General features: G+C 62.8%; 11 protein-coding genes. 4 read left to right on the forward strand and 7 right to left on the reverse strand.

Annotated features, from left to right (window positions below):
• The first annotated feature begins 27 nt into the window (after positions 1-27).
• Both EAO80_RS07495 and EAO80_RS20600 read left to right on the forward strand, forming a co-directional pair.
• Positions 28-1,122 carry an acyltransferase gene (locus EAO80_RS07495; RefSeq protein ID WP_122089298.1) on the forward strand — a complete coding sequence of 365 codons (1,095 nt, stop codon included), beginning with the start codon at positions 28-30 and terminating at the stop codon, positions 1,120-1,122.
• 254 nt (positions 1,123-1,376) lie between these two features.
• Positions 1,377-1,508: a hypothetical protein gene (locus tag EAO80_RS20600; protein WP_281273015.1), complete on the forward strand. Its 132-nt coding sequence runs from the start codon at positions 1,377-1,379 to the stop codon at positions 1,506-1,508.
• A gap of 119 nt (positions 1,509-1,627) precedes the next feature.
• On the opposite strand, the gene EAO80_RS07500 is transcribed toward EAO80_RS20600, so the two are convergent.
• The 7 genes from EAO80_RS07500 to EAO80_RS07530 form a co-directional block, all read right to left on the reverse strand.
• Positions 1,628-3,160, reverse strand: a complete 1,533-nt coding sequence (locus EAO80_RS07500) for a TrkH family potassium uptake protein (RefSeq protein WP_122089299.1) — start codon at positions 3,158-3,160, stop codon at positions 1,628-1,630.
• Positions 3,161-3,380: 220 nt separating this feature from the next.
• A complete protein-coding gene (locus tag EAO80_RS07505) occupies positions 3,381-3,578 on the reverse strand; it encodes a hypothetical protein (RefSeq protein ID WP_122089300.1) in 198 nt (65 codons plus the stop codon).
• Positions 3,579-3,717: 139 nt separating this feature from the next.
• Entirely contained in the window at positions 3,718-5,373 is a 1,656-nt protein-coding gene (locus tag EAO80_RS07510; RefSeq protein WP_394343432.1) for a potassium channel family protein, read from the reverse strand.
• A gap of 279 nt (positions 5,374-5,652) precedes the next feature.
• Positions 5,653-6,213 (reverse strand): class I SAM-dependent methyltransferase, encoded by a 561-nt coding sequence (locus tag EAO80_RS07515; RefSeq protein ID WP_122089301.1) that lies wholly within the window; start codon positions 6,211-6,213, stop codon positions 5,653-5,655.
• 131 nt (positions 6,214-6,344) lie between these two features.
• On the reverse strand, positions 6,345-7,115 hold the full coding sequence (locus EAO80_RS07520; protein ID WP_122089337.1) for an ABC transporter permease: 771 nt from the start codon (positions 7,113-7,115) through the stop codon (positions 6,345-6,347).
• A 59-nt stretch (positions 7,116-7,174) separates the two neighbouring features.
• Complete coding sequence (locus EAO80_RS07525; RefSeq protein ID WP_122089302.1) at positions 7,175-8,191, reverse strand: ATP-binding cassette domain-containing protein; 1,017 nt, start codon at positions 8,189-8,191, stop codon at positions 7,175-7,177.
• Positions 8,192-8,407: 216 nt separating this feature from the next.
• Positions 8,408-9,838 (reverse strand): sugar transferase, encoded by a 1,431-nt coding sequence (locus tag EAO80_RS07530; RefSeq protein ID WP_122089303.1) that lies wholly within the window; start codon positions 9,836-9,838, stop codon positions 8,408-8,410.
• A 298-nt stretch (positions 9,839-10,136) separates the two neighbouring features.
• On the opposite strand from EAO80_RS07530, the gene EAO80_RS07535 reads away from it, so the two are divergent.
• Positions 10,137-11,435 (forward strand): extracellular solute-binding protein, encoded by a 1,299-nt coding sequence (locus EAO80_RS07535; protein WP_122089304.1) that lies wholly within the window; start codon positions 10,137-10,139, stop codon positions 11,433-11,435.
• A gap of 1 nt (position 11,436) precedes the next feature.
• The gene (locus EAO80_RS07540; protein WP_122089305.1) at positions 11,437-13,095 is read left to right on the forward strand and encodes an ABC transporter permease; all 1,659 of its coding nucleotides are present in this window, start codon (positions 11,437-11,439) and stop codon (positions 13,093-13,095) included.
• The last annotated feature ends 1 nt before the right edge of the window (position 13,096 follow it).

The raw sequence follows: 13,096 nt of genomic DNA on the forward strand, positions 1-13,096 counted from the left end.
TAGTCGAAAGGGGGCTTCGTTGAGGAGATGGGGGGTCGTATCTACAGCATCGACTCGATGCGGATCGTCGCGATGGCGTTCATCGTCATGATCCACACGGATCCGTTCAGAGGCGTCGGCGCGTACGGCAACGTCGTCAATTTCGTCATCGATACCTCCGCGCGGTTCGCGGTGCCGTTCTTTTTCGTGACCGCCGGCTATTTCTTCGCGCTCAAGATCGCTGAGCGCGATCCAACGCGGTATCTCGCCCGACGAATAGCGACCATCTCGTCGTTTTACGTGTTCGGGTTGCTGCTCTCGGTTCCGGTATTTCTCACGAGAACGGCTGTTCGTGCCAGCGTCGACGGGGAGAGCCTCGTATCGAACGTCGCCGCCCGGTCGGTCGAGTTCGTATCGCCACTCGAATTGGTATACTACGGTGATTCCGTCTCCGAGATCCTCTGGTTTCTCCCGGCGCTCGCGTTCTCGCTTGCGCTCATCTACGTCTTCGTGGAAGTCGGCGCGGATGGATACGTCCTGCCGGTGGCACTCGTCCTCCACGTCGTCGGCCTGCTTGGGACGAGCTACACGATGTTCGTCGACGTGGCGTTTCCGACCAGGGACGCGCTGTTCTTCGGGTTCTTCTATACCGGCCTCGGGTATCACATCTACTCGTCCGGCTGGCAGCCACGAGCCGACCGAAGCGCGCGCTATCTCTCCGCGACCCTTCTGTTCGGGGCGCTCCATCTCGGCGAACGGTACGTTCTCGGGTACGTACTGACGGGGGAGACGTTCCAGCAGGGGGTCTATACGGCGAGCTATACGATCACGACCGCACTGCTCACGATCGGACTGTTCGCGTTTCTCCTTTCGAAACCGAACCTCGGGAACGCCACGCCGCTGCCGGCTTGGGGGCACTACGCCGTCGGAATCTACGTCGTCCATCCCGCCGTGTTGTCCGCCTTGAACGGGCTCGGCAACGCGCTCGATGCGGCGGGGTACGACGCGACGGGTTCGATCCCGTGGCATCTCGCATTGACGCCGGCGACGTTTTTCGGGGCCCTGCTCGTCTATCTCGGAGCGTACCGAGTGGGCGTCCTCGAGATCGGCGAGGCCCCGTCGCTGCGACCGGACCGGTTCTGAGATCCCGACCGCACGTCGAGTCGACGAGGCGAAAACGAGCGATAGGGTCCGCCTGCCACCCTTTGATCACCGACCGATGAGGGTTGACGAGGGTCCATCCCGTCCACATCGAATCAATAGGGGTTAGTACCTGTAGTGTCATCAGTAAATGCACACACGGTGATATTCGATGGATTCACAGGGGGCGGAGGGGAGGAGGGAAGCGGGTTCGGGGGGTGGCCGATGAGTGGCAGCCCCGTCGGAACCAACCGGGAATGAGTCGGTCCGAGTACTACGCCGACCGTCGGGCCGAACGCTCGCGGCTCATCTACACAGCGATCGGCCTGCTAGTGTTCGGGTTACTCATCGCCCTCACGGGAATACTCGTGTGGCACTGGCTCGGGTGAGCTTCGTCCGGCGGTTCGAGGCGATCGCCAGTCCCGGATGGTGAACGTAGCCGAGTGGCCATGAACGGTAAAGGGCTGCGTGGAACGGGAGGACAGTGTCGTTTCGAACAGGGCCACCGTCAGCTTCGCCAGTACGAGGGGGTCAACAGGACGACGACGGAGAGGATCTCCAGTCGTCCGATCCACATGAGAAACACCATATAGAGTTTCGCTGGCGTCGAGAACGACAGATAGCTGTCCATCGGTCCAACGGCTCCGAATCCGGGGCCGATGTTCCCGAGCGTCGCCATCGCGGCGCTCATCGCTTCGAGAGTGGTGAGTGACATCCCCGTTTGCGTCGCATCAAGGAATAGTACAACCGTCGATATCGCGAAGATGACGAAAAACGAGAATGCTAGCACGAAGATACCACGGATCGTACTCTCATCGAGAACTCTCCCGCCCATGCGAATCGGCTGGATCGCTTCCGGATGAACGGTGTTGAATAGTTCTCGCTTCGCCGAGCGCCCGATCACGTACCAGCGAACGATCTTGATCGATCCGGCGGCGGAGCCGGCCGATCCCCCCAGAAACATCGCGAACAGAAGCAGGGTCTGTGTGATTGGGCTCCACGTGTTGAAGTCCATACTGGCATAGCCGGTCGTGGTGACGATCGCGACCACCTGGAACAGCGCCTGTCGCAGCGAGTGTTCAGCGTCGCCCGGAATCATCGGAACCTCGGCGGGCGATTGCACAAGGCCTACATCGACGAACAGAAGCAGGCCGATAAACGCGCCGAGAACGCCCATTGCACCGAGATAGAGCCGGAATTCACTGTTCGTGAGTAATCGCCGAGGCTGTCCTCGGATGGCATACCAGAGCAGGGCGAAGTTCGTCCCGGCGATGATCATAGAGGGCATCGCAATCCATTGAATGGCCGGCGAGAACGCTTCGACACTTCTCGCCTCCGGGGAGAACCCGCCGGTCGGAAGGGTGGTGAGGGCGTGGGCAACCGCATTGTACAGGTCCATCTGTGGGGCGAGCCCGACGAGATGCAGCCCGTAATACAGGAGACAGACCACAGCGGTGAATCCGAAATAGATCATCCAGAGCGCCCGTGCCGTCTCGCTGATGTGTGGTTTGAGCTTGTCGATTCCGAACCCGGGGGCCTCGTGTCTGACGAGTTGGGCACCACCGACGGAGAGTTGGGGCAAGATGGCGACCATGAGGACGATGATACCCATACCGCCGAGCCACTGGGTCAGCTGACGCCACATCAACATCGAGTGCGAATGTGTCTCGAACGAGATGTCTCCGAGAACGGTCGCACCAGTCGTCGTAAATCCACTCATCGACTCGAACAGGGCGTTGGCGGGCTGAGCAACCGCCCCTTCGCCGGCGATGAGATACGGGAGAGTGCCCAAAAACGGGACCGCCAGCCAGGTGAGCCCGATGAGGAGGAACCCCTCACGGTGACCCAGGTCCGGATCGGGGTCGAGGTGCTCGAGTGCCGTCCCGATCAGAACGGCTATGAGAATCGTCGTCACGAAGGGGATGACGCTCTCACGATAGAACACCGCAACCGTAATCGGGAACACCAGCGCTACCGCGATATATTTGAGAACGGTCCCAACCAGACTCAAAGACGCTCTGTAATCGACGTGGATATTCATTCTCCTCGTAGTACGTCCGAATACTGTCTCATCAGTGGATTCACGGTGGTCATGGCCGATCGCGTTGCACGGCTACGAAGGATCGGCACGCGTGCCTACGGTCCCTCTGTTTAGAACGGACCTTTATCGTTACTACTTGGAGACGAAGCCCGATTCGCCACTCCGGTATCACTAGTAGCGATCTGTCTTCTCTAATCCCCGGAACGAAGCGTCTAAAGTCCTAAAACGAACGGTCGAGAATTCGAAGGCTCGCCCAGATCACCCACACGATGACGGCGATTCCAACGACGACGAGTTCCTGCCTGATGAGCAACTCACCAGTTATCTGCAACACGAGATACTCGAGGAGGACATAGGCGAGGAGCACAGCTAAGATGTCCCATAGTGATTTCGGATTCCTGATGTGTGGGCCTCTCATTTGCCAACCCCGAGTGTGCTCTCCGACGGTTATAGAGAAGGCAACTACATAACACTCCGGTCTCTCGAAACGAGTCACGCGAAACAGTCTCATCTGAGAGGGGAGCAAGCGAGGTTCACCTGATATGGCGGGTGTGAAGTCAGGATCCGGCCGTCTCCTGTTCGAACTTCTGGATCATCGTGTCCGTCCCCGCGACGAGGACGGTATCGTCGGTTGCGATTCGAGTCGTCTCATCCGTCTGCATCGTTCCATCGTGCTCGACACCGACGATTACCCACCCGGTTTCGGCCTCCGCATTGGCCTCCTCGATCGTTTGATCGGTAAACGAGGCCGCATCCGTGCGGACGAGTCGGATCTGACCCAGCGGCGAGACGACGTCCTCGCCGTAGATCTCGCGGGCGAGCAGCCGCGCAGTTGCCTGTTGGATCGATAGTACGTAGTCGGCGCCGGCATTGAATGCAGTGTGGACCTTCTCGTCGCTGGTCACCCGCACGAGTATCTCGATCCCGTCGGTAAGCGAGCGCGCGAGGGCGATCGTCAGCAGTGCGGTCGCGTCGTCGTCGACGGTAACGATCAGTGCCGTCGCGTCCTCGATTCCCGCCGCGAGTAATGTCTCGGGGTCGCCTACGTCACCGACGACATCGACCCCCTCGTGGTCCTCGTGATCGATCGTCGTGATCGACACGTCGTTCGACAGCGTGTCGATAGCGGCTTGACCGCCCTCCCCATAGCCGGCAACGACGACGTTCGTGTGACCGCGCGAGGAGCGAATCCCCGAGACCTCCGTGCGGACCTCGTCGATGACGTCCGGCGGACCGGCCACGAGCAATACCGTGTTTCTCGTGAGGCGATCTGTCGGAGCCGGCGGGAGCCGAAGTTCCCCTTCGAACCAGCCGGCGATCAGCGTGAGATTCGGATGGGTGAAAAACGGCGTCTCGCGCACCGCAGTACCATGGATCGGGCTTTCGTGACGAACGAGAAGTTCCCTGATCTCGATGTCCTCGCCGATGGACGTTCCCTCGGAGACTTCGACCGCCGCGGTGGCCTTATGCGCCAGTCGTTGTCCGATGAGCGAGTGGGGCGAAACGACGGTGTCGACGCCGATCTCGGTGAGTGCGCGGTTCTGGCTCGCGGATTCGGTCAGACTCACCATTCGCAGATCGGGATTGAGATCCAGCGCCGTGAGAACGATACTGGCGTTGCGGTCACCCGCGTCCGTGATCACCAGGGCCGCGTCGTCGATCATAGCGCGTTCGAGCGTCGCAGCCTCCTCGGGATCGCCGTTGATCACCTGATAGCCGTCGTCGGAGAGTCGTTGAGCCTCCTCGTCGTCCGAGTCGATCAGCACGTAATCGATCCCGAGGCGTTCGAGTTCGTCGAGAAGGGTGCCGCTGTCGCGTCGGTATTCACAGATGACGACGTGATCGTCCTTCGACGTCAGGCGGCTTGCCAGATCAAAGGACGTCCGCTCGAACAGGGGGATGACGAGCAATCGAAGCGTGAAAAAGCCGATCGCGATCCCCGAAAGCTGCATTAGGACGACGAACACGTTCATCCAGGGCGTCGACCACGGGGAGTCGGCACCGTAGCCAGTCGTCGTCATCGTCTCGACGACCGTCTGGAACGAGCGGAAGATCGTGTGTGGTTCGCCCTCCAGCGTCCGCATCCCGGTGTTGTACAGGAGCGTATAGAGGAGAATAACCGCCACCAATCCGACGGAATACAGGATGAGAAGTCGTTGATGGCGCGATAGTTCATCGGGGGAGTCGGCGTCGAGAATACCTCTGAGAACCATGATCTACTACAGACGTGACTGTTCGTTCGGAGTATAAAAACCACTGTCTCACGCTCGGTTTTCCGCTTGTGAACGCGAATGGAGTCGATCGGAACCCCGGTCAAAACCGCTCGATATCGCTCGAAAACGAGCGCGTAGTGCTACGACGGTACCGTCACGGTCGATGGAGTCGCAGGTCGGTGGCATCAGCTACACAGTCGGTTTCCCGGCTCGACAGCCGCATCTCGATCGACGGGCGCGTTCGGAACGAAATCATATCGTGCTATAGGGTATCGGTTTTCATCGGACGATGCCGACCACGACGAACGTCTCCACCCTCGTCGTCGCCGTATCGATCTCGAAGTTGCCGTCGTCGAGCGCGGTCACTACATCACCCGCTGTATAGCGCTCGTCCGTCGGCGGGCCGCTCTCGCCGGGCCCGTCGGCGGACCAATCGACCAGCACGAGTCGACCGCCGGGGCGGAGAGTGCGTGCGAGCTCGTCGATCGAGTCGTCGCTCGCGAACTCGTGGTAGGTCATCGTCGAGAACGCCCCGTCGAGCTGGTTCGCCTCGAACGGGAGGTCCGCGACGTCGCTCGTGACCAACTCGACGTTCGGCGGAACGCCCTTCTCGCGGTACGCCTCGTGCATCGCGTCCTGCACGTCGACCGCGTAGACCTGCCCGACGTGCGGGGCAACGTCGTCGGTGTAAAATCCGGTCCCGCTGCCGAGATCGGCGACGACGTCCGTGTCGGTCGGTTCGAGCGTTCCGACGAGCTCCTCGCGCGAGAGGTATCGGTACCGCTCGGCCGCGTTCTCCAGTCGATCCGCGTTCGTCGCGTCGAACGTGTGATAGCCCATCTGGTAGACGTTCGTGAGCGAGGGTATAGGCGATGCCGCTTCTTCGACGGGGCCGCGAGTTCGAACACCTCCCCGACGGTTTTCGACGTCGCGTGAGCAGGGAATTCAGAACGGCAGATACTCGAACGCATTCAGACAGCTTCGACGCGTTCGAAGAGGTACGTACCGATACCGACCATCAGGGCCGACGAGACCGCGAGCGCGCCGAAGTCCACGACGAGCGGGTACGCCGACGTGCCCACGAGAACCGCCCGCAGACCGTCGACGCCGTACGTCAGCGGGTTGATGAAGGCGAGTAGCTGAACGGGGGTCGGCAGACTCGCGATCGGGTAGATCGCACCCGAGAGGAAGAAGAGGGGGAATATAACGAACTGGATGATCAGGCCGAATCCCTCGCTGTCGCTGAACTGGGAGGCAAGTGCGACGCCGAACCCGACGAACGTGATCGCGATCAACACGAGGAAGACGGCCGCCAGCGGGGCCAACAGCGGGCTGGTGATCCGGAACCCGAGCGGGATCGAGACCAGCAGGATGAGGGTCGCCTGGACGAGCGCCGTCGTCGAGCCGCCGGCGATCCGTCCGAGGACGATCGACGTCCGGCTGACCGGGGCGACGAGGATCTCCTTGAGGAACCCCACGTCCTGATCCGAGAGGATCGACATCCCGGCGAAGGACGCCCCGAACAGCATCGTGAAGCCGACCATCCCGGGGACGAGATACTGGAGGTAATCGACGCCGTCGGGGAGCCCGGGAATCGCGGCACCGCTGAAGCCGAAACCGAGGAAGACGAGGAACAGAAGCGGCATCGCGATCGAGCCGACGATCCGTGAGGGCGTGCGGAGGAACCGCTTGACGTCGCGCAGCCAGAGCGCGTAGATGCTCTGTGGATCGACGAGCGGGATGGTTCTCGCGAGTCGGCGCTCGGGCCCGGTTTCGGGTTCCGTCTCGGACCTAGTCGCACTCATTCGTCGTCCCCCGTCGCCGCGACCCGAACGGGTCGGCCGGTGTCGTCTGCTGAGCCGTCCGCCGACACGTTGGATCCGCTCTCGGCGAGCGTCGTCCCCGTGACCGAGAGGAAGACCGTTTCGAGGTTCGGCTTGTGGATATCGACGGCAGTGATCGTCACGCCGGCACCGTCGGCCAGTCGCACGAGATCGGCTATCCGCGCGTCCCCGCGCTCGACCGTGACGCGAACGCCGGCGTCCGTCTCGGTATGTGCGCTCACCCACGGACAGTCGTCCAGCCGGGTGCGAAGCTCCGCGATGGGTCCCTCGACGTCGAGGGCCACGACGTCGCCGCCGAGCGCGGACGTGAGCGCGTTCGGCGAATCGAGGGCGGCGATCCGTCCGTCGTCGACGATGGCGACGCGGTCACAGAGCTGTTCTGCCTCCTCGATGTAGTGGGTCGTCAGCACGACCGAGACGCCCGTCCGCTCGTTCATCCGCTGGATGTATTCCCAGGTGTCGCGGCGGGTGCGTGCGTCGAGCCCGACCGTCGGCTCGTCGAGGAACAACACGGCCGGCTCGTGCAACAGTCCGCGACCGATCTCCAGACGACGTTTCATCCCGCCCGAGTACGTGCCGACGGGGTCGTCGCGCTGCTCGCGCAGCCCGACCAACTCGAGGATCTCGTCGATGCGCTCCTTACGGACGGCCTTCGACTGGCCGTACAGTCGCGAGTGGAACGCGAGGTTCTCCTCGCCGGTGAGTTCCTCGTCGAGCGCCGGCTCCTGGAAGACGATCCCGAGGCTGTTTCGGACGCCGCCGGTTTCCTCGACGATGTCGTAGCCGTTGACCGTCGCCGTGCCTGCGCTCGGGCGCAGGAGCGTCACGAGCATGTTGATGAGCGTCGATTTTCCCGCGCCGTTCGGGCCGAGCAGCCCGAATATCTCGCCGTCCTCGACGGTAAAGGAGAGTCCGTCGACTGCGGTGAGGTCGCCGAACCGTTTCGTTAACTCCGTCACTCGTATCGAAGTCATTCTGATGTCACTCTTCTACTAACTAACCGATCAGGACGTAAGTACTCGCCGGCGACAACCGGCAGAAACCCTGAATCGCGGGCGAGGGGATGACTCGCCATCGACACGACTCGTCCGGTATCAGCTCTCGGACCGTACCGACGATCGCTGATCGAACCAGCTGGTCTCGCTGAGGATCGCCGCGATACGGGCGATCGGTCGGTCATCGGGGCGGCCTCATCGGCGGGTTCCGGACGTGATTATCGACGCGACGTCCGTGAGGATCCGCCAGAGTTGACGGACGATGATCTTCAGGTCGAACCGGAAGGACTGTTTTCGGATGTACGTCAGATCCCACCGTACCTTCTCCTCGGGAGTCTCGCTTGAGGCGTCGTTGATCTGGGCGAGTCCGGTCAACCCCGGTTTCACGAACCACCGTTTGCGCCACGTCCGGGTCTCTTCGAGGAGGTGGGCCTCCTCGGCGGTCCAAGCCGCACGCGGGCCGACGACGCTCATATCGCCACGGAGTATGGACCAGAGTTGCGGGATCTCGTCCAGATGGGATCGCCGAAGGAACCGACCGACGCGGGTGATCCGATCCGCGTCCGCTCCGGGCGTCGTCGCTTCGCTCTCGGGGAGCATGCTCCGGAACTTATAGACGTGGAACGTCCCGCCGAAAAGCGCCGTCCGTTCCTGTCTGTAGAGAACGGGTCCCGGGCTGTCGAGTTTGATGGCGATCGCGATGAGACACACGGACGGTAAGATGACCAGCAGGGTGATAGCGGCGAACAGGACGTCGAACACGCGTTTGCAGAGCCGGTCCTGAAGGTCCCACGGCTGGAGGTCGATACTGGCGAAGCCGGGCGTTCGCTGCGTGCTCACGTCCCGGTCCTCGCTGAGGAGCACGCTGTCCCCGTACCCGTCCGGCACCGCTACGTTCACCCCGTACTGATGGCAGGTTTTGAGCACACCGAAGAACTCGGCTCGGTCGGCCTGAGCCAGGATCGGGATGACGGTCCCGATGTTCGACTCCTCCAGGATCTCCTCCAGTCGTGAAAGGCCGACCAAATACTCGTACTCCCGACCGTTCGATCCGACAGCCCCGTATCCGCCATCGGTGTTGACTCGCTCCCCGGTGGCGCTGCTGGCGTGGATCGGCGACGCATATCCCACGACGGGATCGGTGGTACGGTGGCTCGCGGCCTCGATCCGTTCGGGATCGGTTCCGATGATGAGCGTCCGGCCGTTCCCGTCGAGATATCGGTGCTGCAAGGCGACGAACCACGTAGAGAGCCCGAATCCGAGAAGGACCGTCACGAACAGCAGCGTCGTTCGCGGGAGTCGATACGGGAACCCCAGATAGCCCAGGGTCGCGAGAAGGAGGACAGCGAGCGATACCGAACGCAACGTCGCGGCTATCGTATCGAGGATGCGCCGCGAGCGTGGCTTGTACAGCGGTTGCATGGCGATCGTCGTTATGACGATCGTTACGGCGAGTACGAGCGCGAGCGAGGACGGGGCAAGCGAAACGGACGGGGTGCGCCCGACCACTGGGAGAGCGGCGAGGACGGCCTGTATCCGGATGGAGTTTCCCGAGAGGACGGCAAGGGTAGTGGCCGCGGCCGTTCCGACGACCCCCAGCAAGCGGTACAGCTGTTCGGGACGCATCGTCACTATCGGGCGTGTGCTATCCTCGAAATAGCAGGCAGTTGCTTCGAGAGACGTCCTCGCGCCGGCCGCAGGCGTCGCTGCCCTCGAACACAGAACGCGGTGGTCCGCCCTCGTCCGTCCGCCGAACGCTGAAACGATCCGGTCACTACTGTTTTTAGGTCCACCTAAAATAAAAAGATGTGGGTTTCCCGTCTTCGATCCTTCGATAACGGTTTCTCGGTTCGTGGAGGGACCCGTACGTCGTCTCTCTCGTGAAGATATAAAGATTTTAGGTCTACCAAAAAAACGGAGAGGTATGGACAAGCGAAACGACGGACAAGGGGCCCAAGGGCCGACGCGGTTGTTCGATGGTCGCCGCGAGTTCTTGAAGCGGGCGGGTTCGGTAGCCGGGGTACTCGCCGTGGCGGGATGTACGAGCGGTGGCGGGAACGATGGGGACGACGGGGACAGTAGCGGCGACGGCAACGGAAGCGGTGGCGGGAACGGGAGCGATGACGAGGAGACAAACGAGTCGAACTCGACGGAGTCGGGCCCGGAAGAAAAGACGTACACGGAGGACGAACTCTTCAACATCGACGATTGGCGTGGAGACGGGCCGCTCGTTCAGGACCGCCCCAGCGAGTACACGGGCATCTCGATGCTGGATCTGCCCGATCTCAGCGGCGAGCTGACCGTCTATCTCGGTGGGGGCGAGGGGGGACTGTATCAGAGCCTCATGCAGCGGCTCCAGTCCGCCTACGAGGAGTTTTCGGTCTCCATCCGTTCCGGGCCGTCGGCACAGCTGGCCAATACGATCATCGAGGAGGCGACTGCTGGGTCGAGTTCGGCGGACGTCTTCTGGGCGATCGACGCGGGCTCGATCGGCATCGTCGCCTCCAACGACGCGACCGTCGAACTCCCCGAGCGGGTCGTCTCGGGGGTCCCGGACACGTTCCACCCGACCGACCAGTGGGTCGGGATCATGGGACGTGCGCGGAGCATCCCCTACAACACGAACGAGTTCGACGCCGAGGACGTTCCGAACGACATTATGGCGTTCGCCGAGGACGAGCGGTTCCAGGACGCGATGGGGTGGGCGCCCACATACGGGGCGTTCCAGTCGTTCGTCACGGCGATGCGGCTCATCAACGGCGAAGAGGAGACGCGACAGTGGCTGAATGGAATGCTAGACCAGGGGATCCAGACCTACGACAACGAGCTGGTCGTCGCGAACACGGTCGCGAGCGGCGAACTCAGTGCGGGCTTTTCGAACCACTACTACTCGCGACTGGTGTACGAGGAGCGTCCGGACGCCCCCCTGGACCTCGCCTTTACCCAGGGCGACGCCGGCGCACTCATCAACTGTTCGGGGACGGAGATCATCCAGGGAACCGACGAGGAGGAACTCGCGGCGGACTTCATCCATCACCTGCTCAGCATCGAGGCCCAGGAGTTCCTCGGGACGCGGGGCTACGAGTACCCGCTCCTTCCGGGGGTCCCGCCGATCGGCGATCTGCCGACGATCGACGAACTGAACCCGCCGGACCTCAATCTCGCGGAGCTTTCGGACATCGAGCCGACCCTCCAGCTGCTCCGTGAGGTCGGCGCGCTGTAGCATGTCCGCCGTCGAGAAACTGATCCAACCGTTCGATCGGGAGGGAGAGAACAGCCACCCGATCGGGTTGACGCTGCTGAGCGGCGCGATCGCCGCCGCGGTGCTCTCGCCGCTCGTCTGGATCGTCATGCGGGTCCTCCAGGTCGATACGGAGTACGCGCGCTCGATCCTTGCGCGTCCGACGACGGTCGAGATCCTGCTGACGAGCCTCGGTCTCGTCGCCGCCGTCACCGGTGCCTCGATCCTCCTCGGCGTTCCGCTTGCCTTCCTGACGGTGCGGACCGACCTGCCCTTCCGCCGGTTTTGGACCATCGCGGTGGCGTTACCGCTGGTGATCCCGAGCTATCTCGGCGCCTTCACGTTCGTCATGGCGTTCGGGCCCAGCGGGGAGTTCGCCGACGCGCTCGCACCGCTCGGGATCGAGTCGATCCCTTCGATCTACGGGTTCTGGGGAACGACACTCGTCCTCACGCTGTATACGTATCCGTACGTGTTCATCACGACGCGGGCGTCGCTGCTATCCTTCGACCAGGGGCTCGTCGAGGCCGCCCGAACCCTCGGGACGTCGCGGTGGGAGGCGTTCAGGCGGGTAACGCTCCCACAGCTGCTCCCGGGGGTCACGTCGGGGGCGCTTCTGGTCGCACTCTACGCCCTCTCGGACTTCGGGACGCCGTCGCTGATGCGCCTCGACGTGTTCACGCGCGTCATCTACGTCGAGTACAACGCGTTCGGGCGTGAAACCGCGGCGTTGCTCTCCCTCCAGTTGCTCGCGATCACGGCGGTGATCCTCGCGATCGACTCGCGGATCGGCGACTCGACGCAAGGGGCGTACGTCGGGACCAGTCCGAACGAGAAGAGCGATACGATGGTCCCCCTCGGGAGGTGGAAAGCGCCCGCGCTCGGATTCTGCTCGCTTGTCGTCTGTCTGAGTCTCGTCCTCCCGATCGGAATCCTGCTCCAGTGGCTGGTCCGCACTCCCGAGGGCGCCACGCGGATCGCCTCAGGGTTCCGGATGGGCTTTGCGATCAACTCGGTGAAGGTATCGTTGGCGGCGGCGCTCGTCTGTGCGGTCGCCGCCGTCCCGATCGCGTATCTCGCCGCACGATACCGCTCCGGGCTCGCGGAGCTGTTCGACCGCGCGACGTATATCGGCTACGCGATGCCGGGGATCGTCCTCGGGCTGGCGCTCGTGTTCTTCGGCGTCTGGTACGAAGCGACCGCGGGCGGGGTCTCCGAGACGCTTCTCGGGAGCAACATCGCACCGGGGCTCTATCAGACGCTTCCGCTGTTGATCTTCGCGTACGTCGTTCGATTCCTCCCGCAGGCCGTCGGCGCGACCCGCTCGTCGGTCCGGCGCGTCGACCGGAGCCTCACCGAGGCCGCACGAACGCTCGGGCGCTCCCGGTCGGCGGCGTTCCGCCGGATCACGCTGCCGCTGATCGCGCCGGGCGTGATCGGTGGGAGCGCGCTCGTCTTTCTCACGACGATGAAGGAACTCCCCGCGACGCTGTTGCTCCATCCGACGGGATTCGAGACGCTCGTCACGTACATCTGGGGGCTTCGCGAGAGCGGGGACTACGGCGCCGTTGCCGTGCCCGCGCTCGCGCTCATCGTCGTCTCCGCACTCTCGATGGTCGTCATTCTCTCACAGGAGGACTAAC

The organism is Halalkalicoccus subterraneus (assembly GCF_003697815.1).
Taxonomy (GTDB): Archaea; Halobacteriota; Halobacteria; order Halobacteriales; family Halalkalicoccaceae; genus Halalkalicoccus; species Halalkalicoccus subterraneus.